This window comes from Planococcus beigongshangi (assembly GCF_016820495.1).
Taxonomy (GTDB): Bacteria; Bacillota; Bacilli; order Bacillales_A; family Planococcaceae; genus Planococcus; species Planococcus beigongshangi.
In genome coordinates this window covers 581,362-605,859 of sequence record NZ_JADHDU010000001.1, presented here as the reverse complement: position 1 = coordinate 605,859, position 24,498 = coordinate 581,362, and the positions used below count along the sequence as shown (strand labels likewise).

Annotated in this window: 21 protein-coding genes; 2 read left to right on the top strand and 19 right to left on the bottom strand. The window is 48.5% G+C overall.

The annotated features are described in order from the left end of the window. The first annotated feature begins 82 nt into the window (after window positions 1-82). Entirely contained in the window at window positions 83-1,294 is a 1,212-nt protein-coding gene (locus tag IQ294_RS02790; protein WP_203332483.1) for an MFS transporter, read from the top strand. Window positions 1,295-1,344: 50 nt separating this feature from the next. Here the strand turns inward: IQ294_RS02790 and IQ294_RS02785 are convergent, their stop codons facing one another. The 14 genes from IQ294_RS02785 to fadH all read right to left on the bottom strand — a co-directional run bounded on the left by IQ294_RS02785 (window position 1,345) and on the right by fadH (window position 19,231). After that, window positions 1,345-3,930 carry a VWA domain-containing protein gene (locus IQ294_RS02785; RefSeq protein WP_203332482.1) on the bottom strand — a complete coding sequence of 862 codons (2,586 nt, stop codon included), beginning with the start codon at window positions 3,928-3,930 and terminating at the stop codon, window positions 1,345-1,347. Next, window positions 3,911-5,647: a vWA domain-containing protein gene (locus IQ294_RS02780; RefSeq protein ID WP_203332481.1), complete on the bottom strand. Its 1,737-nt coding sequence runs from the start codon at window positions 5,645-5,647 to the stop codon at window positions 3,911-3,913. Before IQ294_RS02780 ends, IQ294_RS02785 begins: the two co-directional genes overlap by 20 nt. Before the next feature lie 11 nt (window positions 5,648-5,658). After that, window positions 5,659-6,519, bottom strand: a complete 861-nt coding sequence (locus tag IQ294_RS02775; RefSeq protein WP_203332480.1) for a DUF58 domain-containing protein — start codon at window positions 6,517-6,519, stop codon at window positions 5,659-5,661. Next, window positions 6,516-7,508: an AAA family ATPase gene (locus IQ294_RS02770; RefSeq protein WP_203332479.1), complete on the bottom strand. Its 993-nt coding sequence runs from the start codon at window positions 7,506-7,508 to the stop codon at window positions 6,516-6,518. The genes IQ294_RS02775 and IQ294_RS02770 overlap by 4 nt, the downstream gene beginning before the upstream one ends. Window positions 7,509-7,526: 18 nt before the next feature. After that, complete coding sequence (locus tag IQ294_RS02765; protein WP_203332478.1) at window positions 7,527-8,930, bottom strand: DUF8809 domain-containing protein; 1,404 nt, start codon at window positions 8,928-8,930, stop codon at window positions 7,527-7,529. A 12-nt stretch (window positions 8,931-8,942) separates the two neighbouring features. Beyond that, complete coding sequence (locus tag IQ294_RS02760; RefSeq protein WP_203332477.1) at window positions 8,943-9,782, bottom strand: ABC transporter permease; 840 nt, start codon at window positions 9,780-9,782, stop codon at window positions 8,943-8,945. Further along, entirely contained in the window at window positions 9,782-10,714 is a 933-nt protein-coding gene (locus IQ294_RS02755; protein WP_203332476.1) for an ABC transporter ATP-binding protein, read from the bottom strand. The genes IQ294_RS02760 and IQ294_RS02755 overlap by 1 nt, the downstream gene beginning before the upstream one ends. After that, entirely contained in the window at window positions 10,711-13,074 is a 2,364-nt protein-coding gene (locus IQ294_RS02750; RefSeq protein WP_203332475.1) for a DUF8725 domain-containing protein, read from the bottom strand. The genes IQ294_RS02755 and IQ294_RS02750 overlap by 4 nt, the downstream gene beginning before the upstream one ends. A 534-nt stretch (window positions 13,075-13,608) precedes the next feature. Further along, on the bottom strand, window positions 13,609-14,724 hold the full coding sequence (locus IQ294_RS02745; RefSeq protein ID WP_203332474.1) for an N-acetyldiaminopimelate deacetylase: 1,116 nt from the start codon (window positions 14,722-14,724) through the stop codon (window positions 13,609-13,611). Window positions 14,725-14,734: 10 nt separating this feature from the next. Beyond that, window positions 14,735-15,448, bottom strand: a complete 714-nt coding sequence (dapD, locus tag IQ294_RS02740) for a 2,3,4,5-tetrahydropyridine-2,6-dicarboxylate N-acetyltransferase (protein ID WP_203332473.1) — start codon at window positions 15,446-15,448, stop codon at window positions 14,735-14,737. A gap of 67 nt (window positions 15,449-15,515) precedes the next feature. After that, entirely contained in the window at window positions 15,516-16,391 is an 876-nt protein-coding gene (gene ccpC, locus IQ294_RS02735; protein WP_203332472.1) for a transcriptional regulator CcpC, read from the bottom strand. Further along, complete coding sequence (locus IQ294_RS02730; RefSeq protein ID WP_203332471.1) at window positions 16,381-17,859, bottom strand: MDR family MFS transporter; 1,479 nt, start codon at window positions 17,857-17,859, stop codon at window positions 16,381-16,383. Before IQ294_RS02730 ends, ccpC begins: the two co-directional genes overlap by 11 nt. A 55-nt stretch (window positions 17,860-17,914) precedes the next feature. After that, window positions 17,915-18,364, bottom strand: a complete 450-nt coding sequence (gene cbpB / locus IQ294_RS02725; protein WP_203332470.1) for a cyclic-di-AMP-binding protein CbpB — start codon at window positions 18,362-18,364, stop codon at window positions 17,915-17,917. A gap of 99 nt (window positions 18,365-18,463) precedes the next feature. After that, the gene (gene fadH / locus IQ294_RS02720; RefSeq protein WP_203332469.1) at window positions 18,464-19,231 is read right to left on the bottom strand and encodes a 2,4-dienoyl-CoA reductase; all 768 of its coding nucleotides are present in this window, start codon (window positions 19,229-19,231) and stop codon (window positions 18,464-18,466) included. Between the two features lie 166 nt (window positions 19,232-19,397). Between fadH and IQ294_RS02715 the strand changes: the two genes are divergently transcribed. Continuing rightward, window positions 19,398-19,859: a YkyB family protein gene (locus IQ294_RS02715; protein WP_203332468.1), complete on the top strand. Its 462-nt coding sequence runs from the start codon at window positions 19,398-19,400 to the stop codon at window positions 19,857-19,859. A gap of 17 nt (window positions 19,860-19,876) precedes the next feature. Here the strand turns inward: IQ294_RS02715 and IQ294_RS02710 are convergent, their stop codons facing one another. The 5 genes from IQ294_RS02710 to IQ294_RS02690 all read right to left on the bottom strand — a co-directional run bounded on the left by IQ294_RS02710 (window position 19,877) and on the right by IQ294_RS02690 (window position 24,486). Continuing rightward, on the bottom strand, window positions 19,877-20,764 hold the full coding sequence (locus IQ294_RS02710; protein ID WP_203332467.1) for an NAD(P)-dependent oxidoreductase: 888 nt from the start codon (window positions 20,762-20,764) through the stop codon (window positions 19,877-19,879). A 209-nt stretch (window positions 20,765-20,973) separates the two neighbouring features. Further along, entirely contained in the window at window positions 20,974-22,188 is a 1,215-nt protein-coding gene (locus tag IQ294_RS02705) for a DUF4129 domain-containing protein (protein ID WP_203332466.1), read from the bottom strand. Further along, window positions 22,185-23,405 carry a DUF58 domain-containing protein gene (locus tag IQ294_RS02700; RefSeq protein WP_238942596.1) on the bottom strand — a complete coding sequence of 407 codons (1,221 nt, stop codon included), beginning with the start codon at window positions 23,403-23,405 and terminating at the stop codon, window positions 22,185-22,187. Before IQ294_RS02700 ends, IQ294_RS02705 begins: the two co-directional genes overlap by 4 nt. Beyond that, complete coding sequence (locus tag IQ294_RS02695; protein ID WP_203332465.1) at window positions 23,341-24,276, bottom strand: AAA family ATPase; 936 nt, start codon at window positions 24,274-24,276, stop codon at window positions 23,341-23,343. The genes IQ294_RS02700 and IQ294_RS02695 overlap by 65 nt, the downstream gene beginning before the upstream one ends. A gap of 21 nt (window positions 24,277-24,297) precedes the next feature. Then, window positions 24,298-24,486, bottom strand: coding sequence for a hypothetical protein (locus tag IQ294_RS02690; RefSeq protein ID WP_203332464.1), 189 nt, complete (start codon window positions 24,484-24,486; stop codon window positions 24,298-24,300). Window positions 24,487-24,498 lie beyond the last annotated feature (12 nt).

Below are 24,498 nucleotides of genomic sequence, written 5' to 3'. Positions count from 1 at the left end.
TTATTGGAAATGGGGTATAGTTACTAAGCTCATTATGATAAAATTTAGTCACACGAAGTATCTTATGAAAGAAGGACGCCCAATGGCATCAAAATCAAATAAATTCGCTCTCTACATCCTTATGTTCAACATGTTCATTGCCATGAGCGGGATCGGTCTGATCATTCCGATCATGCCTGCCTATCTTGATACATTCGGTGTCGCCGGCCAAGTGCTCGGCACATTGATCGCCACTTTCGCTTTTGCTCAATTCCTGTTCTCACCATTGTCAGGACAGCTCTCCGATAAATACGGAAGAAAGAAACTGATCATCTTCGGCCTGGTTGTTTTCGGAATTTCCCAACTTGTTTTCGGCCTGGCCAGTGAACTCTGGATCCTGTATGCTGCCCGGTTCTTCAGCGGACTGGGAGCAGCCTTCCTCATTCCGCCGATGATGGCTTTCGTAGCCGATATCACCACTTATGAAGAACGCGGCAAAGGGATGGGGCTGCTTGGTGCATCCATGTCCCTCGGCTTTATGATCGGGCCCGGATTCGGAGGATTCCTGGCAGAAGTCAGTCTCCAATTCCCATTCTATATTGCGGCGCTCGTAGCAACTCTTGCAGCCATCATGTCCTATATTGTGCTACCGGATGTGCCGCCGACCATCCAGCAACAGCAAAATAAAAAGGAAAATCTGATCCAGCAGATGAAACGCTCCATTTACATGCCATATTTTGTCATGCTAATCGTAATGTTCATCTTCGCATTCGGCTTATCCAATTTCCAGTCGACCATCGCACTGTATGTTGATAAAGAACATAATTTTACACCGAAAGAGATATCCATCCTGATAACGGTCGGTGGATTTGTCGGTGTCATCATCCAGACTTTCGTCATCGACCGGCTGTTCAAACGTTTCGGGGAAATGAATGTAATCCTGGTGAACCTCGTCATTTCCGCTGCCGCGACGATCGGGATCCTGTTCGTCAATACCTTCTGGACGATTCTTATCGTATCAGCCGTGTTCTTCACAGCCGCTTCCCTCCTCCGCCCAGCGATCAATACGCTGATATCGAAGCTTGCCGGAGATCAGCAGGGTTACGCCGCAGGGATGAACAATGCGTATATGAGCTTAGGGAATATGATCGGACCTGCTTTGGCTGGTATCCTCTTTGATATCAACGTAATTTTCCCTTATATCGCGGGAACCGCCATCCTGATGATCTGTTTCTTCATCGCATCGGCATGGGCCGGCAGAAAACAGCAATTGCTGCAGGAAACCCGGACAGCCGCACCGTCTGTAAAAAGCTGAGTCCATTTAATAGCAGAACATACAAAAAACCTGTCCTCTTTGGACAGGTTTTATTTTGTGTTCCGACTTTTTGCTTTCAGTAACTGTTCAATGCCTTCATTGCTGCCGCCGAATTCCGGTCGTACCTTCTCTTTTTTCGGAAAGGCGGGCATTTTAAGGCCGAACCTGCGAATTGTAATGTCCGCAAAGAACAGCAGCATGGCAAGCAGGATGAGCGGAATCCGAATTTGCTGGATGGACGTGCTGTGATACGGAATATCCCGGTAAGCCTCTTCAAGCGTTTCCAGGACTTGTCCGCCTCCACGCGCAGCGATCGATGAGAGAAGCTCCGTGTCAGCGGCCCTGCTGCGGTATTCATCACCGTATGGTATTGTCAGCCCCGTTTGATAAACATCGCCGGATTCATTGGATACGCTGAAAAAGACAAGCCCCGGTTCTTCGACGAGATGGATATCGATGGTGCCCGGTGCTGTCGGCTCTGTACGAACTTCGAGTTCCTCTCCTCTGTCATTGACCACAGCAGCATTTAAAATAGCCGACGAGCGGGAAGGATCTTCGATTGTATAAATCCCCTGAGCTTTCCGGCTGATTGAAAACGGGGCTTCCGTAAATGACGGGAGCATTTGTGAAATGCTGCGGTTCCAGAAAGCCGGCCAGTTTTGCCAACTTTGAAACCCTCCGCTCCATGCGCCGCTGCCAGATGTGAACGCCAGCGTTTTACCGAGCCCATAATTCCACTCGGCAAGTATCGGATCCTGCTGACCGCTTTCTGCCGCCACTCTCGCCGTGTCTTTTGCAGTAGTCGCAATATAGCTGTTCATCTGAGGAACCCCTTCTTCGAATAAAGGGCTCCAGGCACTCTCAAAGATGACCGGATAAAAAGGCTCATCCACGATATAGGTGCGTGACATCATGATGGTTTCGCGCGACAGGATTGCCGGGATGGTCGTCGCATCCACGACATCATAGAAACGGCCGCTGCCGGTTTCAGAAAGGGATTCGAGTAATGCACGATCCGCATCCTGGCCGATCGCCACGGTTGAGAGTGTAATGTTATCATCGCTGCCTTCTTCTATCAGATTCGTATAGTCATTCCGTGTACCCGATTGACCGTCCGTAAGGAGGATGATATGCTTCCGCTGCAGCTCGAGATCTTCCAATTGACTATAGGCTTCCGCGAGTGAGGAATAGATTTCGGTGCCGCCGCCCGGAGCGACTGTCAGAATATCGTCGATCGCCTGCTGCGGATCCCCAAGTTTCTGCGTCGGAATGATTTCCCATGGCTGGTCGTCAAATGCGATGACCCCTACCCTATCATCTTCCCGCAATAATTCGACCGACCGTGCCGCCGCCTCTTTCGCAAGTTCCAATTTCTGCCCTGCCATGCTCCCGGAACGGTCCATGACGATTACCAGGCCGAGCGATGGCAGCTCATGCTGCCCTTTCACTTCCATCTCGACCGGCAGGATTTTTTCAATCGGGGTTTTGAAATATCCTCCGAGGCCGAAACTTTGATCCCCCCCGACCATCATAAAGCCCGTCCCGAACTCTTTGACTGCCTGTTCGATGACGTCCATTGTCTGTCCGCTGACTTGGGTACCTGAAACATTATCGAAAATGATCGCATCAAAGGCAATGATGGAAGATAGATTACTTGGCAGCGTCGAGGCTGAACTTTCTGCTATGCGGATGTTTTGAGTGTCTGCCAAATCGCCGATGGGACTCTCGCCGGTTTCGCTGACAATGAGGATTTCAGGCGGCCCTTCCACTTCCGTCAAACTCGTCAGCCGGTTATTCTGTAAAAATCCATCGTCAGCAACTTCTATGGCCGCCTCAATTTTCAGCAACCCTTCTTGCTGGGCGGTATAACGATAGGACAAAATATTCCGTCCTTCCGCCAGCTCCGCTGCAATGCGGTCTATTTCTGTATCATTGACAGACAATACCAGTTCTCCGCTGCTCTGTTGGTCAGCTTCGATGATCAGTGAAAAATTCAATTCTTCACCCACAATCGCCTGGGCGGGCGTTTGGAATTCAGTCAGGATGATTTCATTGCTTGATGGGGGTTCAACCGGAAACACATCGATGCTAAGCCGCTCGTCAGTGACTCGCATCAGGCTTTCCAGTGCCGAAGACCGGGTTTCATTGCCGTCGCTCAGCAGCACGATGCGGGTGGCCAGACTCTTTTCACCGCTGTTCGCTGCCAGTTCAAGCGCCTGGGCGATATCCGTATGGCCATCTTGAACCTGGGCTGAATCCAGTGGCAGAGCTTCTATTCCCGGCGCCAACGGCACCAATGTTTGAAAATCTTCGGCAAATGTATAGACCGCTGTCGCCTGATGTCCGCCGCTGTCGCCCAGTGCCTGGTCCAGTAGTTGCTGGATGCCGGATTCCGCTGGCGCCATGGAGGCAGAGCGATCCCACAGGAAAATAACCTGCTCTTCATCTATCGGCCGATGGATGTCCGGAGATGCCAATGCAATAATAAGAAGAAAAATACTCGATAGCCTGAGAATGAAAGAGGTTCTGAAAAGAGCTTCTGCCTTACGGAATCTTTTCCATCCCGTCATGAGCAAATAGATCGCCACCGGAACGATCAGCAGCAGCCATAAAGGTTCACCTAAGCGAAGTTCCACGGCGGTACACCTCCCATTCTGCAAGAATCACGATTAATATCAGCAGCAACAGCCACGGAACTGCCGAATGCTCAGTGGATGTTTCTGTTTCGACCGCTTTGCCCGCTGTAAAATTCTGCCCTGTTGCGATTGTTTTTTCCTCATTGCTCAATTGGACGATGAAGTTTTTGCTTGCTTCATCGCTGACAGCCCGGTAGATTCCAGGCTCGTTCGGTGCCTGGAAACTGCGTTGCCCTTCAATATATGAAGAATGATACTCTTGCCCTTTGAAAATTTCCCATTCCCCGCCCGTGGATGCCAGATTGACAGAACGCTGTTCATTGGGCCAGAACGTTCCCAAATAATCTTCGCTGCCAGTCATTTCGTTGATGGCGCTCCAAAGAAATAACGGGAAAGAAGGATTCAATGGCCAGTCTGTTGCCTGAATATCGGCCAGTACAATAATATCCCCTTCAGGCGACAGTTGGATAAATGGAGAACCGCCGACAGATGCAACAGTTTCAAACTCCTCAAAAGGCGGGTAGAGTTCCGCTATGTAGATGTCTTCAAGCGGGGCAAACGCGAATAACGGATGAGCAAGCATTTCAACACGCCCCGCCGCTTCAAAGGACTCTTCATCGTCTCGTCCGATCAATAAAACCGGCATTTCACTGGCCAGCATCCCGCTTTGATTCGTGATCACCGGCATTCCTGTAAATTCAGGCAGCTGATCCGGCTCAGCCGTGTTTACCGTGACACCGATGGAATCCAGCCCTTTGGCTACAAGTCCGTGCAACGTGTTATCCAGGATGACGGTATCGATGGACTGGCTGTTATATGCATATGCCTGGTTATCCAGTGAATAATCATCATTTGCTTTCAGGTTCGCCTGCCATAAAGCGCTTTCCGGAAGATTATCAAAAGGGATCAATTGCTCTTCCCCCGGCTCAAGGCTTATATCGGTATTCACGGCATAATCATCAGCCCCGATCAATTCGAGCGTACCCTCCACCCTTTCTTCGCTGTCATTCAAGAGCTGGACGATGGCGCGGTTGCCCGCGTCTCCCTGCGCTATGCCAAATTGCCGAATTGAAACATTGGCAAGCGGTATATTGTTGGCATGCACTGTGTAAGCTGCCCCCGTTTTATTTGCAATGATGCTGCGGTCGAGTGAATCCGTAAATACATGAATGGCAGCCGCTTCGTCTTCAACAAGCGTTTCAGCATAAAATAGGGTCTTTTCCATCTGAGGGGATTCATATCCGGCAATGATTCCGTCTATCACTTGCTGAAGCTTTCTCGCCGATGTCTCTTTTCGCACCAAAATTTCCGGGGTGCTCCCGGCCGTGATGATGGTTACCGGTTTGCCTTCGGCTTTTTCGGAAAGATCTTTCATCAGCTCTTTATTCCGTTCAAGCTGAGTCGGCGAACCCGCCAGCATCGATGCGGATGTATCCATGACGAAGATGAACTCCCCGCCTTCCAGGCTTTGGGATTTGATGTATGGATCGAGCAATGCAAAAACCAAAAGTAACAGGGCAGCCAGCTGCAAATAAAACAGGGCATTCTGCTGCAATTTTTTGAGGTACGGCGAGGCCTGCATTTCTTTCATCATTTGTTGCCAATGGATAATAGAAGAAACCGGCTGGTCTTTGTATCTTTTCCTATAGAAATAATAGAGGATGAGGGCAATGGGCATAACAAATGTCCAGATCATCCCCCAGTTTGTCATACCCATTCCGTGTCACCTCACTTGATCCATTTTTGTTTTGCCACATGACGCATGATTGTGTGCTGAATGCCATCTTCCACCTGGACCGGCAGATAATGGACGCCATATCTGCGGCATAGCGCTTGTAATCCTTGCAGATGTTTCTGCCGCTGCCGCTGATAATTACGGACGGCCTGGCTATTCAACGTCACATTGAAGGACTCCTTGCTTTCCCTGTCGATCAACCGGAGGTCCCCTTCAAATAACGGGTTGCGTTCATTTTCATCGGAAATATGCAGAAAGCGGATATCTTTCGAGTATTTTGCAGCCCGGCTGAAGAAAAGCTGCCATTTCTCCAGTGATTCAAGGGCATCAGACAGGATGAACAGGACCGTCGAATCTTTTGCTGATTGAAAATCCGCGCTTTCCACAAAACCATCTTCTTCAGCCTCCGAAAAAGTCAGGAGAAAATGGCTGAACAGCTTTTGCGCAGATTTTCCTTTTCTCCGGAAAGGCGCATGGCTTCCGCGCCCCATTGAAACTGAAAGCCTGTCATCATTCATCAACGCTATGGAGCCGAGTGAGAAGGCCAGTTGACGGCTGAACAGCCATTTATCCTTCATCGATTTCGAAGCATCCATCATTATATGTACACGCATTTCCTGTTCATCCAAAAACCGCTTGATATAAACCCTTTCTGTTCTGGCAAAGACGTTCCAGTCGATATGCCGGACGTCATCGCCTGGATGGTATTCGCGGAAATCGGAAAAATCCATGGAAGCTCCGAATCTTCGGGAATGGCTGGATCCTTTGTGATGTCCCCGGATTTTAGATTTAGTGCCGATTGAATAGCGACTCAGACGGGCGACCCAGTCTTTAGGCAGTTGAAGAAAATTCATCTGGAATTCCCTCTTCCGGCGGCATCCAGCACCAAGCCGATCAAGCCGTCAATGTCGGCACTTTCCGCTTCCCCTTCATAATTCATCAGCATACGGTGTCTTAACACTGGTTTTGCGACATATTTCAAATCCCCGATTGAGACGTGGTAACGTCCATCAGCCAATGCACGCGCTTTGGCGGTTCTGATCAAACTCTGCAAACCGCGGGGCCCGCTGCCGTATTGGACAAACCGCTTGATGTCTTCTAGATCTGTCCTCGAGGGGTCTGTCTGTTGTATAATATCGACAGCAACCATCAGGATGTCATCAGCAATCAGCACTTCTTTCGCAAGTTGCTGTGCGGCAATCAATTCAGTGGCATCCATCATTTTAACGAGCTGAATCTCTTGGCTGCCCGTCGTTCTTCTGACAATTTCCGCCATCTGGTCTCTTGTCGGGGAAGGGATCTTTATTTTACAGATAAAACGGTCCATCTGCGCCTCAGGAAGCGGATAGGTCCCTTCCATTTCAATCGGATTCTGGGTGGCCAGGACGAAGAATGGTCTTGCCATTTTCTTCGTATCACCAAGAACTGTAACGGTTTTCTCCCCCATTGCTTCAAGCAGCGCACTTTGTGTTTTCGGCGTGGCACGGTTGATTTCATCCGCCAGCACCATCTGGCTGAAAATCGGCCCTTCCCTGAATGTGAATTGCTGCCTGCCTGCCGAATCGCGTTCGAGCAGGCTGGTACCGGTGATATCTGAAGGCATCAGATCAGGAGTGAATTGGATCCGTGAGAACGACAGGTCCAACACTTCCGCTATCGTCCGGATGAGCATCGTTTTTCCTAAACCCGGCAAGCCTTCGAGCAATGCATGGCCATCGGAAAGAATCGCATACAGGGAGAATTCGACCGCTTCCTCCTGTCCTACGATAAAACGGCCAATTTCCTCCCTTACCTGCTGTATTTTCGTACTCATCTCCGTAAACTGCTCCGCTGTAACGGTCATCGTCATCCCCACTTTCGTTTAATCACTCTCGATTGCTGAAAAGTATTGCTCCACGATATTCTGAAGGTCCGGGGGCAATTTCATGCGCTGCGCACTGGAAAAATAAGAATCACTGTAAGCACCGACCATATTCTGATATGGGCGGACAGTTCCCCGTTCTGCGTTCACGGGCCCTTCTTCGAATGAACCTTCAGCGCCTTCAGACAATTCACCATTGTCTAACGTCGGATCAGCGCCGCCACCAAGCCTTGATGGAATAGTCAGCAATTCACGGCTGCCTTGGCCGGCTCCAGCTCCAGTCCCCATTCCAGCACCTTCTCCGTCTTGCCCCTGGCCTTCCCCTTCACTGTGTCCTTCTCCTTCTCCTGGAGCAGCACCTGAACCGCTTTCACCCTGGCCGGCTCCAGCTTCCTCACTTCCAGCCTGTTCCGGACTTTCGCTTCCGGATGTACCTTCTCCCTCACTGCCGGCAGAATTCCCTTGTTCTCCGTCTGAAGAGCTTTCAGGTGCTGATTCATCATCTGACCCATCTTCAGACTCAGCGTCCGAGTCCTTTGAGTCCTGTAGATTTTCGGCAAGCTCATTGGCGGCAAGGGCTTGCTGCAGGTCAAAAGCCACCGGTTTCCCCATTTCACTTAAAGCGGTCTGGGTTTTTCCAGCTTGCTTCGCCAATTGCGATGAAGCATCATTCAGCTCTTCTGCTTCATGTTGTGCCACCTCTGAATCCTGATCCATTTTCTCCTTCTTTTGCAGCTCCAATTCTTTCTGTTTTTTCACCAGTTCACGAAGTGCTTCCTCCGGTGTTTCGCTGTCTTCCAATCTTTCTTCCAGACTTTCCAATTGCTCTTTGACTAGCGGCGAGTCGGCCAGTTCTTTCTGCTTTTGCACTTCTTCAACTATTTCTTCCATAATCTCGAGTTCCTGCTCCTGCTCTTTTGCCTCAAGTTGGGCAGCAGCAGGGAATAACCCTGACAGCAACAGCAAGACCGCAAGTCCGAGAGAAATCAAAAGCGATTTCGGCAAAAACCATTCATTCCGTTCTTTTTTGAACAGTTGATAACTTAGATGCAGCTCTTTTTCCGTTTTGGCTGTCAAATCCGCTCTGAATTGATGATCTGCAGGCAATTGCGTCAAGGTCAATAATTGATTGTGCGGCGTAAATTCGTCGAGTTCGGCGATTGCCTGCTTTCGGCGGGGCATATGACGGATATTCCATATGCAAAAGATGATGATGGACAGGACGGCTGCGCAATATGCATAAAATCCATAATAAGGAAAGACGGACAGTCTCGAAACCAAAAATACCAGCAGTGCAGCGGCAAGGCCGATGCTCACGGCGATTTGCAGCAATTTCACCCAAAACTGCAGTTTCAGACGGCGATTCGCTTTATTGGTGAAAACAATGATTTTCCGACTGTCCATCAGGCATTCTCCTTATTTGTATTTATTCATATTGACCCGTAATTTACTGACCGACAGCCACATGGACCCGGCAAACACCAACAGATAGAAGATGGTGTAAGTCACCCAAAGCGGCACCGAAATGCCGGTCATCCGTACAATTTCACCGCTAAACCCTGGTTCAAGCAGTGTCAGCAGCACCACTGCCGGATTAATGCTTGCCCAGAAATAACTGAAAGGCGACAGGCCCATTCCCATCGATACAGCAGAAATGGAAATGGATAAGACCAGGAAAAAACCGGTGACGGCGGTCAGGAAAATCATCGTTCCATATGTTGAAATCATCGAGACGATCGTACGGCGCGTCAGGGTGGAATACATGACGCCCAGACTCCCGATCGCCAACAGCGTCAACAAGTAGAACAGGAAAATCACGGCAATCTGGCCCGGTGATACTCCTCCATATAAAAATACCATACTATAGATGGGCAGGCCGGATACGAGCAGCAGCAATAAAAACGAAATCGATGACAGCAATTTTCCGAAGATGATCTGAAAACTGCTCTGGGCTGTGGTCAGCAGGATATTCAATGTCTGTTTTTCTCGTTCGCTGCTGATGGTGCCAGCCGTAAGCCCCGGGGTGATGAACAGGATCAGTCCAAGCTGGATATAACTCAGCATGGTGAACAGCAGAAAACTTTCATCGGGACTGAAAAAGCCGGCCCCTGATAACGAACTGGTCAAATTGATGAATCCGAATACAAAGACACCCATGATCAATAGATAGAAGAATAATCCGGTAAAGCTTTTCACGCTGCGGAACCGGAGTTTGATTTCTTTTACAAGCACTGGATTCGCGAGGAGCTCTTTCATCAGGCACCGGCTCCTTTCGTAATTTCCATAAAGACATCTTCGAGATCGGTTTCTTCTTCGGAAAAGGCCAATATACGAAGACCGGACGCCATGGCTTCACGCAGTAGAGCGAGCTGCTCTTCATCGGTGCCTTTATACAGGAATTGTACAGTCTGACGTTCAGTGATACTGTCGACTTGCGTGACACGCGGATCATTCTCAAAAAAGGTGACAGCATCTGCCAGTGGGCCTGCCAATTTGACATGGATCACTTTTTCACTTTGCAGTTTTTCCTGGATGCTTTGAACTGAACCGTGGGCGATCAATTCCCCGGAATCGATCACGCCGATGCTATCACACATTTCTGCGAGCTCCGGGAGGATATGGGAGGAAATCAGAATGGTTTTCCCCATCGCTTTCAATTCCTTCAGAATCTCCCGCATTTCCACACGGGCACGCGGGTCGAGACCGGATGCCGGTTCATCCAAAATCAGGATGTTCGGATCGTGGATCAGCGCCCGTGCCAGACAGAGCCTCTGTTTCATTCCCCGCGACAGCAGATCCACATAGTCCTGGCGTTTATGGCTTAAATTAACCAATTCCAGCAGTTTCGGGATCAAGGCCTCCCGCTGTTTTGCATCAAGCCCATAGCTGGCACCATAAAAATCAAGATACTCTTCTGTTTTCAACTGATCATAGACGCCGAAAAAGTCGGGCATATAGCCGATCTGGCGGCGTACTTCCTGAGGATTCTGCGAAATGCTGATGCCATTGATCCATGCTTCTCCGGCAGTCGGCTGAAGCAAAGTCGCCAAAATGGAAAAAGTGGTGGATTTGCCGGCACCATTAGCTCCTACAAATCCGAAAACCGTCCCGTCTTCAATCGTCAGATCCAAACCTTTCAACGCATAGAAAGATCCGTATTTCTTCGTCAATCCTTTGATTTCGATCATGGGCCCGCCACTCCTTTCAACTCTATTTTCGGCAGATTGATTTCAGCATACCCTGTGCGGCTGTCCACTTTCAGCATAATTTCAATCGTTCCATCTTCAGATATATAATCAGTGCCGTTATCCAGACTTTCCCCTGATCCATTCGGCAGCTCTTCATACTCCCCGCTTGCCCCGGATAAAATGGAGTAACTGACATCCGAAGCCATTGTGGACACATTAAATTCCGACCAATCAGCATCTGCTTCCCGTAAAGCAGCAGGAAGCTGATATTCAATCAGGTATTCGCCTGTTTCCAAACCTATGAAACCCGGTGTATCCGGATATTCATGAAAATAGCCCTGAGCGCTTGCCGTAGTGATCTCCACATTAAAGTTCTCGGAATTTAAGCTTAAGTCTCCAGCAAAATCCACATCCGGTTCAAAGCTTTCGGCCAGCAGATGGACTGCCGACACTTTGGCATCCTGATTGTCGAGCTGGACAGGTATGATGGCATCATTCGTATATGCAATGACATAAGGTAAACTTCCATTCCGGCTCAGATGTTCATGCGCCATCCTCAGCGCACTCTGTTTTCTCTCCTCAATCAGATCCTCCTGATTCGCCAACGGCTGCTGCCCGGCCATCATCTGGCCAATCGGTGAAATCGAAGGAAGGAAATCCGTTTGCAGCTGTTCAGACACCTGCACCTCTTCCCCCGGAGCCAGATCACCTAAAGCAATTAACCGGGTCCCGGACCAAATCGCGGCATCATGGACTGCAAATGGAAAATCATTTCGGACAGTGCCTTTCAACACATCATCTTCCACCATCAATTGAATATCGAACGCTCCGCTTTCCTTGATATAAGACTCCCCTATTATGGAAGCTACTGACCAATAGCGCATATCCCGTACTGTCAACGCTGAGTGTTCCACAGATTTTTCCAGAATCGCATTATTATGTGTATTGCCGCCAGCGAATTGATTGCCTGCAGTTGCAGACATCGTCGTAGTTGAAGGTGCTGTGAATTTATAATCCCCACCGCGGTTTGACAGCAATGTATTCATGTAGTAACCATTCAATCCTCCGTCCCTATCCACTTCAAAAAATCCCGTCTGCTGGATTTGCGGATTGCCGATCCGGTCTTTCGCTCCGGCAGCAAAAATACCGATCGACGCTAGTACCGCAAAAGCTGGAATCGCCAGCCAGGCTAATTCACGTTTGTCTTTTTTCTTCAGGAAAAGATAGAGCACAGGTACAGTTAAAATGAGATACACAAGAATGATGAGGAACATGGCCGTTCGTGACACTGCAAAACTTTCGAATAATTCATTGGCCGTCCCAATTTCATAGCTTATCCTCTGTTTGATGGATTCACCTTGATAATTCGGCATGGGCACCTGTTGAGAGTCCATCAGCGATAACAGAAATGCGCCGTAGCCTTCCTGTGAAACGACCGGCTCATCACCGATTGAAAATGCGGTTTGTATGATAGATCCTGAACCTACAGCATTTTGCGCGGCAAATATTTGATCCTGTTCAATAAGCACCGGCTGGGCCCCTTCTTTTAATGTAGCGCCGTATACGGCAAAAGGATTTTCAAACCCTGGAACACTTTTATCTGCAGGATTTGAAAGATCAAGCGGCAACAGCGGGGCAAGGTTCCCTGCCGCCGCTTCCATATTGCCCACTGCTCCGATAATAAGGTTGCCTCCCTGTAAAACCCAGTTTTCCACCGCTGCTTGACTGGCTGCCGGCAGATCACTGAAGGGATACTCGTCGATGATGAGATAGTCCAGGCTGTCGAGAGCAAGCACATCTGCAGGCAAAGACAGCTGATCATCCTGATTAAAAAAGAAAAGCTCACTGCCCGGTCCAGTACCGGAAGACAGCAGTTCATTCAAGACGCGCAAGCGGTCAGCATTGTCTGTCAGCACACCGATAAAAAGAGTGTCCTGACTAAAATAATTCGGCTGCAGCGATTTTCTTCCTTTAAAATCGGTGGCTTGCCCTTCTTCCCAGCCGCCTTCATACAGAAAAATCGTCTGAGTGTTCGGCCCGCCCGCGTACACATTATCCATCAGCCCCGGCATTGAGAGCTGGATGGTCTTCGTTTCCCCCGCAGCAAGGTCAAGCGGCACACTCACTCCTGAGCCGATGCTGTAGCTTTCGGAATAATCCAGGACGAGGTCTCCCGTAAACGCTTTGCCATTATTGGTGGCGGTGATTCGGATCGGAACACCTTTATCGGCTTTCACCTTGTTTTGAAAACCCGCTTCAGCATCTATAGTAATGTCAGCTTCGGCCAATGCCTGTATGGGAAAAGTGCATAATATGGATGCGAATAAAATAATAAGGGCGTATACGAATTTTCTTTCCATGCTGAACCTCCTTTACCTATCTATAGATTAGTACGCCTGACCTATCGAATAGTTCCTTCTGATACAAAATAAAAAGCTGTTAAAAAACATACTCTTCTTTAATCATTTCGCTGCAAATCTTTTCATGTCTCGAAGCTAGCGCAGCGGTGCAGAGACAGACGGACGCGTTCCGCAGGGAGCCGTCGCTTTGCTCCTGCGGGGTCTCAGGACTCGCTCTGAATCCTGCAGGAGTCGCCGCCTGCTGCTACATTTTATAGCTGTAGAAAAATAAGGATATTTTTCTCAGAAACCAAAATATTTAGGCTCTCTCTTTATAGAAAGTGACTCTGAGATATGGAGCAAAACAGCGAGACTCCCAAGGGAGCAGGCGAATGCCGACGAAGGGCTGAGATCCACTCGGGCGAAGGGCACCGAGTCCGAGTTAGCTCAGTGCAAGCCTCAAGGAAAGCGAAGCTGTTTTGCGCAATATCGATTACTCACCTTTACCTCTTTCTCGACAACCTGAAAAAAACGGACAGCAGGGTGCTGTCCGTTTTAAAGATTGCTGAAATAATGATGGATAAACAGAGGCATGAAGTTAAGGATCCGTTCATCGGGATTCAATTTCGCATGATGAAGACCGAACTCCGAATTCACGCCTGCCCAAAACATCAATCCAGGAATCTGTTCTGTGAAGTAGCCGAAATCTTCGCCTGTCATCGCGGCAACTGCACGGACAGCAGCAATGCCGTCAGCTGATGCGGCAAAATCCAGAAAATCTTCAGCCAGCGCTTCATTATTTTCAACTTCCCTGTAGGAAGCCCCGTAATCGATCGAAATGCGGCAATTGAAACCGATTTCCACCGCTTTGCAGATCGCTTCAATACGTTCCTTCACCTTCTGCATCGATTCATTATTCAATGTGCGGATCGTGCCTTCCAGTCGCGCATGCTCCGCGATAATATTCTGCACTGTGCCGGCTGTAAATTTCCCGACAGTCAGCACGGCAGAATCCATCGGGTTGATATTGCGGCTGACAATCGTCTGGAGCTGCATCAAAAGATTGGCGCCCGCTACAGCCATGTCTTCCGTATGATGCGGAAATGCCGCATGCCCGCCTTTGCCATGCAGATCGATGAACAATTCCGATGTATTGGCGAACAGCAGACCAGGTCTGGTCGAAACCGTTCCAACCGGCAGTTCCGGTGCAATATGCATCGCAAAAATTTGGTCCGGCCATAAATCCGGACGCTCGGTTTTCAGCCAGTCCCTGAACGGCAATGCGCCGCCCGGACCTTCCTCCGCCGGCTGGAAAATCACTAGCACATCCTGTTTCACCGGCTTTTCCACCAGCTGCCGAAGCAATCCGATGGCATTCGCCATATGGATGTCATGTCCACAGGCGTGCATATAGCCTTCGTGAAGCGAACGATACGCCAAACCTGTTTGCTCTTCGATCGGCAGGCCGTCAATATCCGTTCGCCAGGCTATCAGCCGGTCTGCATCATAGCCCCTCACTTTCACGGCCAGTCCTGTCTTCCATTCAACAATTTCCAAACGTTCCTGAGGCATCGACCGGATCAGTTTTAAAAGATATTGCTGCGTTTTGAATTCCCGGAATCCGATTTCCGGTATCGCATGCAGTTCACGTCTGATTTCAATAAGGTCCATATCCGAGCCCTTATAACTGACGCAATTCTTGTTTGATTTCCGTTTTCGAACGTGTTTTTTCATCCATCAATTTTAAAACACGTGCCGGTGTGCCGCCTACTACTGAGTTTGCCGGTACGTCTTCGATGACGATGGCGCCTGCTGCTACCACTGCCCCTTCACCGATGCGTACGCCTTCAAGAACAACAGCGTTAGCTCCGATCATTACATTGTCTTCCACGATAACCGGTGTCGCTGATGCCGGCTCGATAACGCCCGCAAGCACTGCACCTGCTCCGATATGGCAATTCTTACCGACCGTTGCACGGCCACCCATGATCACACCCATATCGATCATTGTCCCGTCGCCGATCACAGCGCCGATATTGATGACAGCCCCCATCATGATGATGCAGTTATTGCCGATGTCCACGTTTTCACGGATAAATGCCCCCGGTTCGATGCGGCTGTTGATGCCTTTCAGGTCCAGCATTGGAATCGCTGAATTGCGGCGATCGTTTTCAACTACATAATCCTCAATCGCATTTTCATTGTCTTTCAAAGCTTTTTCAAGATCAGCCCATTCGCCGAAAACTGTGGCATGCGCGCCTTCACCGAAAACTTTTGCCGATTCACCGTAATTCAGGGAGGCTACACCTTCCCCTTTTACGTAAACTTTTACGGGTGTTGATTTTTTTGCATTCTGTATGTACGAAATGATTTCATTGGCATCCATTTGTTTCATTAGTCAAGAACCTCTTTCTATAGTTGATGTTGTAATTATAACGGATACAGATGGAAAATTCATCACTCTACCTCAATAAAGCGGCATGCTTTTGAACAATTTCAACAAATGCGGCAACTTGACGCAAATCAAAGGCGGAATCATAGCCAATCAACCACGTGTCCCGTGTCAATTCCAGCTCCTCTTCATTGTTCACCAAAGGAACTGTATGGACATCTTCGGTGCCGTTCAATGTGATGGAAGGCAGAATGGCATAGCCAATCCCATTCACTGCCATCTGTTTACATGTTTCAATCTGGTCCACGGTGATCTGCCGTTTCGGATTGGAAGCGAAATGCTTTTGCCACCAGTGCTGAATTTCTTCATAATAATTGGAATCACTTTTGAATTGGATAAATGGCCGTTCGGTCTCCAGCACTTCTTCCAATGAATCGATTTCCTTGTCGACCAGATATAAGGTATCCCGGAACAGATGGATCTTCTTCCCTTTCCAATCTGTATGGCCCCTCACAATCCCCACATGGGCTTCACCTTCATAGAGCGCCCGTGTAATTTCGGAACTCCATCCGGTGATCAATTGGATTTTGGCATGCGGATAAAGCGTGACAAAATCCTTCAGCACTTTCGGCAGCCAGTTCTGGCCGATAATCGTTGCACAGGCAATCTTCAATGTGCCATGGACTTTCGATGTCAGGGTATGGAGCACTTCAAAAATTTCCTCTTTGCGCTGCAGCATGTCATTGGCATAATCGATGACCAGCTCCCCGGCAGGCGTGGGGGTCAATCCTTTTTGGGATCGGATGAATAATTGCTGCCCCCATTCCTTTTCGATGGATTGCAATCTTTGGGATAACGCAGGCTGAGACAGGAAAAGCCTTTCAGAAGCCTTTCTCATATTGCCTTCTTCAGCCAGGATTTTTATGATCATTTCTTCATTCGACATTTTTTCTCTCCCCTTTACCCCGTGGAAGCCCAAAAATCAGCAGGATACTGATGAGGGCAAATGCGGCCATTACCGTATAGACGTTTTGCAGCGCCAATGACAGACCCTCCTGCAGGTAGTGCAGCGTGTCAGCCCCCAGCCCTTCACGGCTGTCAACAGTCAAAAGTGAATTGATCGAGTCAAGATCATAACCTTCTCCACTCTTGGCAAAATAATTCAACAATGATGTATTCAACACTGTACCAAGAAGCGCCACTCCGATTGTGCTGCCGAGATTCCGCATGAACATATTCGAAGCCGTCGCGACGCCGCGTTTCTCATAAGTTACAGCACTCTGGATCGAAACGATGAACGAAGTGCTCGTCAAGCCCATTCCGATACCAATAACAAAACTTGATAACGCTGCCCACCACGGGCCCGCTTCCGGACGCATGGCAACAAATAACAATGCGCCCGTAACAAGAAAAATTCCGCCGGCAAGAGAGATACGGAAATTTCCATATCGGATCAGCAGCCGTCCGGCCATTGTCGAGGCGATCGGCCATCCGATTGACATGGCAGTCAAAGTGAATCCAGCGATTGCAGCAGGCTGCTCCATGACACCGGTCACGTAAGTCGGCAAATAACTTGAAACGGCTATGAGGATGACGCCTGTCGCAAGTGACACGAGATTGGCGTAAAGAATCGTTTTATTTTTCCAGATATCAAAAGGCATAATCGGATCCTTTGCCCGGCGCTCGACCCAAACGAACAAAGCGAGTGAAATGACGGCTGTCAACAGCAGGATGCCTGCAGTCAGCGATAGCCATTTGAAACCGACACCTCCTTCAATAAGGAAATAAAGCAGACTGACCAATCCGACGGTCAGCAATGATGCCCCGGTATAATCGATTACCGGTTTGCCGTTTTTCTTCGGTTCCTGCAGGAAAATCAGCACACCCAAAAGCGCGAGGATGCCCAGCGGAATATTGGCCCAGAAAACATATTCCCAGCCTACAGTTGCGACGAGGACTCCGCCGATTGCCGGTCCCGACACAGCTGATATGCCCCAGACACTGGAAAGGTATCCCTGGATTTTTGCACGTTCTTCAGCTGAATAGATATCTCCCACGATAGTCGTCGCTATCGGCAGCATGGCCCCTGCGCCCATTCCCTGGATCAGCCGGAAAAAGATTAATTGATCCATTGAATCGGCAAGGCCGCACATCAGGGAACCGAAAAGAAAAAGGATGATGCCAAAAGCAAAAATCGGTTTGCGGCCGAAAATATCCGACAGTTTTCCATAAATCAGGACGGTTACAGTATTCATCAGCAGATAGGCGGAAAACACCCAGCTGTATTTTGAGAAGCCTCCAAGGTCAGCCGCGATGCTCGGCATGGCTGTAGCCACAATCGTCGCTTCGACAGCACCGACGGACATCGCCAGCATGACCGCTGCCAAAACAAGGGGACGGTTAGTCGTCTTCATAATTCACTACCTCTTTCATGACACAAAAAAGGCCTCTTCCTGTGAGGCCTTTCGTTCATTGATTATTTCGGATTTGATAGATCTGTTTTTTCAATTGTTTCAATACAACGCGACGCGTCAAAATTCCCATGAACATCCCGTCTTCATCGACAACACAAAGAAAGTTTTGGTTGATGAGCAGGTCCAGTGCACGCTGGAATCGTTCGTTGATATTTATCAATGGAATATCGGTCTGCATAATTTCCTGGACTTTGATCTCCGGTAATTTCTCGTACTCGATATGGTCAAGACCTAAAATGGATTCGGTGATGCGCTGCGTATTGATCAGGCCCTTGAAACGGTATTTCATATCCAGGACCGGAATTGCCGAATAACCCGTTTTGGTCAATACAAGCAATGCATGCTCGGCGCTGTTCCCTAACTGGACGTGTGCAACTTTTTCAGACGATATAATGTATTCTTCTATTTGAGTTTCAAGAAAGTCTTTGCTTGGTAATGAAATCATGCACTCTACTCCTTTTGCATCACAAACCGACGCTAATCACTCCGATTTCATCATAACACATCACCAAACCTGAAACTATTTAAAAGAAACCATTTTTACTTAAAAAGGAAATTTGTTGAGCCATTGACCGCCGTCCAGCGTGACGATTTCCCCGTTCATATAGGACGCTTTATCCGACATGATGAAGGCAGCAAGTTCCGCAATCTCTTCCGGTTTGCCGAGGCGGCCAAGCGGGATGGATTCAAGCGTGCGTTTCGCCGCTTTTTCAGACTCCCATAATTTATCGGCTCCGCCGGTGCGCTCAATAGGTCCCGGTGCAATGCCGTTTACACGGATTCCGAATTGTGTGCCCCATTCCACAGCAAGTGTCCGGGTGAGTGACATTACGCCCGCTTTCGCTGCTGCTGAATGGGCAACTCCTGCTCCGGCGTTCCATGCATAGGTGGCAAGCATGTTTAAAATATTGCCTTTGGCGCCCTGATCGATCCAATAATTACCCACCGCATGCGAACAAAAGAAGGTTCCATTGAGAACGATATCGACTACTGACTTCCAGCCGTTCGGTGAAAGCTTTTCGGCATGTACGATGAAATTTCCGGCAGCGTTATTGATCAACCCGTCAATGCGTCCAAATTTTTCATGGGCAAATTTTACCATCGCTTTCGCATGCTCCGGCTCCCGTACATCCATCTGGAAAACTTCCACATTGCCTTTTGAATCCGCCATATTTTTCACGGCATCATTCAATTTCTCCATATCCCTGCCAGTAATGACGACATTGGCGCCCTCAGAAGCGAATTTTTCCGCCATATGGTAACCCATACCGCTTGAACCACCCGTTATAATAATCGTTTGACCCTGGAACATCTTATTTCCTCCCTTTACCTTATTGTGTATTTCAAGAAGCATGATACCTGATAAGAAATGTGCTGAAACACAGGATTTATATAGCCCCGTGCTACACATTGATAGAAAATTTTGATATAATGAAGATGTTTTATGCTAGTGAATAATAGTTGAAAGGAATGAACCCATGCCAAACTCCAGATCGGACCACGAAATTTCTCAGGCAATCTTTACGGTCAACCGGCACGCAAAGACTGCATCGGACAATCAGTATTTATATGCCTTGAAAAAAGAAGCATTGAATAAAATGATTCTCCAGGACCGCGCTCAGAAATTAGGGCTTCACTTCAGTAAAAACCCCCGAAAAAGTCAACAGCAATCTTCTGTCCTCGTAAAATGCGGCGATTACTATTTCCATATGCTGCCCAAAAAAGAAGACTTTGAAAATCTTCAGCATTTGGGCCATCTGGATGAATCCTACCGCAATCCCGCAAGCAGGATGAACCTGCGCTCTGCCAAGGAGATTCTTAGCGAATTGACCGGACTTCAACCCGTTAAAAAGGAATCTGCAGTGATGAAAACTTCCAAGTCCTATGAACCGCGCGAAATGAACAGATTCTATTCACCTAAAAAATCATATTTCGATTAATTCGGCAAAGCCAGGGATCAAGAAATCTCTGGCTTTTCCATATTGTTTTCTTCATATTCCACAATCAGCGCCTGGGTACCCTTATCCTGGAATCCTCTTTCTGCCAAACTTTCAAAAAGCTGCAGCGACAACTGGAGGGATGGCAGTTCAAGTCCCATGATTTCCGCCTCTTCGGCTGCAATCCGCATATCTTTGATGAAATGCTTGATATAGAAGCCAGGCTCAAAGTTACGTGATATCATTTTCGGTGCCAGGTTCGATAACGACCAGGATCCTGCTGCGCCGGAAGAAATGGACAATAGGACAGATTCCGGATCAAGCCCTGCCTTCAATGCATAGATCATGGATTCACACACTCCCATCATATTGGAAGCGATGATGATCTGATTGCACATTTTTGTATGCTGACCTGAGCCAGCCGGCCCCTGATAGACGATATTCCCGCCGAACAGGTCAAGCAAAGGCTGAATGCTCTTGAATGTGTCCTGTTCTCCTCCGACCATGATGGACAATAATCCATTACGTGCTCCGATATCCCCTCCGGATACAGGTGCATCCAGTGCACTCACCCCTTTTTTGCGGGCAGCTTCAAAAATTGTGCGGGCAAGCTCGGGTTTCGACGTTGTCAAATCCACTAATACCGTACCTTCCTTAGCATTTTCAATGATGCCGTTATCGCCAAAATAGATTTCTTCCACGTCTGACGGATATCCCACCATCGTGAAAATCACTTCCGCATCCGCTGCCAGAAGTCCAGGAGATTCTTTCCAGGTTGCCCCGGCCTCCAGCAGATTTGCCGCTTTCGAAGCCGTACGCGTATAAATCGAGACAGTATGCCCGCCTTCCAGCAAATGCTTAACCAGGCTGTTGCCCATTACTCCCGTTCCGATAAAACCGACTTTCATATGTATCCCCCTTTTCCTTACTTAGTTTCAGTGTAGCAAAAATCTTCTGTATATTCACTATATAATGAAGAAAAGCGAATGCTTCCGCCAATCATTCACCCTTTAAAAAAGACAAAAAAGAAGCCGATCCATGTTTCAGGATCGACCACAAAAGGGGGAAATGAGAATGTTGCTGTGTTCTTTACTAGTATGCCCACTTGCAGATGGACTTAAACCTGTTTCTTAAAATTTTTTTCTTTTGCAATTTCCAGTTCATGAAGGAAGGGAGTGGCTTCACTGGCAGCTATCTGCCCGTCACTATATCTTACTTTATCATAAGTGCTGAAAAATGAACTTGAAAATGGAAGTCCTATCCGCTCTGCCCATTCCCTTACTGTTTCGTGCGGCATCCGCCCATGATCCGAAGCTGTAGCATGAGATTCAAAATTCCGGTAAGCCTGGCGGATTTCATGGATATCGACCATCGAGTAGGTCCCGTTCGACCGGGAAACTTCATCTTCAACCGTTTCTTCAACTGATGAAAAGCGGCTTATTTCTGCAATAGGCGCCTCTTTCTTCTCAAACGTTTTATCCCCCCGGATTCTGCGGATCAAGATAAACCCGCCGATCAAAAGAAGGGCGACGACAACAGCGGTACCAATCGGATAATTGAATTCCAGCGGTTCGGATTCCGGAAACACAGTTGCTTCCACAGGGGCTGTTTCCACATTCCCTGAACTTTCCACTTCCTCCGGTTTATTGTCGATCAGGATGTTGAGTCCCCAGTCAAATACACCCCTGAATGGCCAGAATACGATGGCAATGAGAATGCCCAGGGCTTCGCCTGCTAGGTATCGCGCTTCATCCGCCACCAGATAGACGAAGGCAGCAATTCCACCGGCAAAAAACGTAATTCCGGCTGCAGCGGCTAATGCATCCTTTAGTTTCGCGCCGTCTTTTCTGGCTTGCATATATCGGAAATGGAGCTTTGATGCCGTATAGAAGATGATTGCAGCAATCGCCAGTCCCCAGATCAGGTTATGCGGATCGGTATTCCGGTTGACAAGTGTAATTATTAATGCGGCCGTCATGATCATCAGATAAAAAGTGAGAAAAGATCCTTCTCCGCTGCTGCTGTCTTTGATCTCTGAAAATCTGGCATGCAGCCGGTATAAAGAAAGGATTGTCAATACCAGCACGATGCCGAGATCGACTCCGACTGCGATTGAAGCCAGCATGATTACAGCCCCTGCAATCATGGCGGGCATCGGATTATAGGGTTTCCCCCAGCTGATCCATACAGCAGTTATGGCTGTGAGGATAACTGCTGTCATCCAGATAAGAGCGAGCGGAATTGAACTGCCCCCTTCCAGGAACAGCAGGATGAATGAAATCAGAAAAGCATCAAGGACATAGGACGAAGCAGACGAAATTCTTGCTGTCATGCCGACACCCGCCCTTCCGTATTGCCTAAAATCTTCAACTCTGTCTTCCTGCTCCATTTCGGAATGAAGTTACGGATGCTTTCCACGTCATCGGTCATCAGATATGTCGTGTATGGCAACTCTGTATGCAGATCCAGGTGGGCAAGCATCGATTTGAAAGGCATCGTCGAGTTGTTCTTTGATACGATCGAAAGAAGTTCGAGAGCATTCTGCCTTTGCTTTTTCCCTTCTCCAGCAGGCAGATAAAGGTAAGGAGTCTTTCCTGCTGATCGGACATTGATCGCCACTGCATACGGAACCCCTTCAGCGAAGCAATTTTCAATATAGGACGCAAGTTCCTCGATCCGTTCCTCCAGATTCGAAATCGACGAATACCGGTCAGCGACATTCAGCAAGAAGAACATCGCTTCATTTGCCACATGGTTATACACTTTCGTCTGATAGGTCTGCATCCGTGCACTCGCTTTCCAATGGATCTGGTTGAATTGATCCGTCGGCACATAATCGCGTGTGCCGATCGGCTGGAAGGGATCATCAAAAAGTGAATGGCGCAAATTGAACTGTCCCGGTTTTTGTTTGGACGGTGCATATCGGAACTGGAATTTGCGCAGCTTAGGATAAACCAGCTGTTCCTGCAGGATCATCGGCGCGTATTCGAGCACCAGCAGGCCTGCGCCAAACGGATGCGGAACCGACAGCTCCATTTTTTTGATGCGTGATAAACCTCTTCTGCTGCCGGTAAGCGGGACCTTTAATGCAATCACCTCATTATGCCCGACTGTAAACGGAATATCGATTTCGATGAGCTCCGTAAAGTTTCCCGCCTCTTTGCCTGATGGCAGCACCGTATCGGTAAACCATATTTTTAAATTTCCGCCCCAAATCGGAAGCCCTTTATTATCAAAGGCCAATTCCCATTCAGAGTCTCCGCCGTTCAGTACACGTTTCCTGCTTTTACTATTCTTGAAGTGCAATTTATTCCCGATCCTTTGGAAGTAAAGCAATTGCAGTACGATGACCACCATGATAAAAGCGATCAAAGCCGCTGCGGAAAATTGCATCAGAGCCAGGAAGGATACGAAGATCCCGAACAGGAAGGCAAAAGCCCATCTCATGTTTTTCATGCCATAATCATGCCGGACCCACACCATTTCAGTAAGCCTCGACCGGGGATTCGACAGATGCGGAAATTTCCCGCAGCAGCTTTTCAGGTTCATGGACGAGCATTCCCTCGACTGTCAGAAGAAGACGATGGACAGCGACCGGTTCGAGGATGTATTTGACATCATCCGGCGTGACAAAATCACGGCCATCCAGATACGCTTTGCCCTGCGCTGCATGAACAAGGGCAAGTGCTGCCCTCGAACTGAGTCCGAGTTCGATCGCTGGATGCTCGCGGGTTGACCGTACCAGATTCAAAATATACCGTTCGACATCCTCGTGGACTGTCACCTGCGCTGCCGCTTTTGACCAAGCGGCGACATCATCTATGGATGCAATGCTCCGGATTTCTTTTTTATGCGATACGTTCCCCCTGAAATTTTTCAGGATGCTCATTTCCTCATCGTAATCAGGATAGCCTATTTCCAGACGGAACAGGAAACGGTCCAGCTGGGCTGCAGGAAGCGGAAAAGTCCCTTGCTGTGATTCAACCGGATTCTGTGTGGCAATGACCATGAATGGTTCTGGCAGCTGGAGTGTTTCACCGTCGATCGTCGCCTGCTTTTCTTCCATAGATTCCAGTAAACTCGATTGAGTTCTTGGCGTCGCACGGTTTATCTCATCAGCCAATAGTATATTCGTCATCACCGCACCCGGACGCAGTTCGAAGTCCTGTGTCTGCGGATTGAAAAAACGGATTCCCGTAACATCCGACGGCAGTACATCCGGTGTAAATTGCAGCCTGCGAAAAAGGCCGTTAAACGATCCGGCAAATGCTTTTGCCATCCAGGTCTTACCTGAGCCCGGCACACTTTCAAGCAGGACATGGCCCTGCTGGATCAATGCGATCAACATGAAGTCGATTTCTTTCTCGCGTCCAACCACCAATTCATTCAAATGCTTTTTTACCTCTGTCAAATTCCCCATTCTCAGCACCCCTTATCAAATTCATTTACTTGGCTCTTCAGTATATTTATAAATCGTCGTTCCATGGTGAAATGCCTCTCCACGGAAATGCTTAAAATCTTCGCGCCCGATCAAGACTGACCGAAAATCCAGGAAATCTTCTTTTTCTACAGTTAAAGATTCAAGTTCCCCGGTTTTCAATCGATCTAATAATTCATTGTAGTCTGTCATTTTGTAAATCTC

Excerpts from the sequence above, each read along its gene's own strand:
- IQ294_RS02790 (WP_203332483.1), top strand. The coding sequence starts at position 83 with ATGGCATCAAAATCAAATAAATTCGCTCTCTACATCCTTATGTTCAAC.
- IQ294_RS02780 (WP_203332481.1), bottom strand. The coding sequence starts at position 5,647 with ATGGGTATGACAAACTGGGGGATGATCTGGACATTTGTTATGCCCATT.
- IQ294_RS02775 (WP_203332480.1), bottom strand. The coding sequence starts at position 6,519 with ATGAATTTTCTTCAACTGCCTAAAGACTGGGTCGCCCGTCTGAGTCGC.
- IQ294_RS02770 (WP_203332479.1), bottom strand. The coding sequence starts at position 7,508 with ATGACCGTTACAGCGGAGCAGTTTACGGAGATGAGTACGAAAATACAG.
- IQ294_RS02765 (WP_203332478.1), bottom strand. The coding sequence starts at position 8,930 with ATGGACAGTCGGAAAATCATTGTTTTCACCAATAAAGCGAATCGCCGT.
- IQ294_RS02760 (WP_203332477.1), bottom strand. The coding sequence starts at position 9,782 with ATGAAAGAGCTCCTCGCGAATCCAGTGCTTGTAAAAGAAATCAAACTC.
- IQ294_RS02755 (WP_203332476.1), bottom strand. The coding sequence starts at position 10,714 with ATGATCGAAATCAAAGGATTGACGAAGAAATACGGATCTTTCTATGCG.
- IQ294_RS02750 (WP_203332475.1), bottom strand. The coding sequence starts at position 13,074 with ATGGAAAGAAAATTCGTATACGCCCTTATTATTTTATTCGCATCCATA.
- IQ294_RS02745 (WP_203332474.1), bottom strand. The coding sequence starts at position 14,724 with ATGGACCTTATTGAAATCAGACGTGAACTGCATGCGATACCGGAAATC.
- dapD (WP_203332473.1), bottom strand. The coding sequence starts at position 15,448 with ATGAAACAAATGGATGCCAATGAAATCATTTCGTACATACAGAATGCA.
- ccpC (WP_203332472.1), bottom strand. The coding sequence starts at position 16,391 with ATGTCGAATGAAGAAATGATCATAAAAATCCTGGCTGAAGAAGGCAAT.
- IQ294_RS02730 (WP_203332471.1), bottom strand. The coding sequence starts at position 17,859 with ATGAAGACGACTAACCGTCCCCTTGTTTTGGCAGCGGTCATGCTGGCG.
- cbpB (WP_203332470.1), bottom strand. The coding sequence starts at position 18,364 with ATGATTTCATTACCAAGCAAAGACTTTCTTGAAACTCAAATAGAAGAA.
- fadH (WP_203332469.1), bottom strand. The coding sequence starts at position 19,231 with ATGTTCCAGGGTCAAACGATTATTATAACGGGTGGTTCAAGCGGTATG.
- IQ294_RS02715 (WP_203332468.1), top strand. The coding sequence starts at position 19,398 with ATGCCAAACTCCAGATCGGACCACGAAATTTCTCAGGCAATCTTTACG.
- IQ294_RS02710 (WP_203332467.1), bottom strand. The coding sequence starts at position 20,764 with ATGAAAGTCGGTTTTATCGGAACGGGAGTAATGGGCAACAGCCTGGTT.
- IQ294_RS02705 (WP_203332466.1), bottom strand. The coding sequence starts at position 22,188 with ATGACAGCAAGAATTTCGTCTGCTTCGTCCTATGTCCTTGATGCTTTT.
- IQ294_RS02700 (WP_238942596.1), bottom strand. The coding sequence starts at position 23,405 with ATGAACCTGAAAAGCTGCTGCGGGAAATTTCCGCATCTGTCGAATCCC.
- IQ294_RS02695 (WP_203332465.1), bottom strand. The coding sequence starts at position 24,276 with ATGGGGAATTTGACAGAGGTAAAAAAGCATTTGAATGAATTGGTGGTT.
- IQ294_RS02690 (WP_203332464.1), bottom strand. The coding sequence starts at position 24,486 with ATGACAGACTACAATGAATTATTAGATCGATTGAAAACCGGGGAACTT.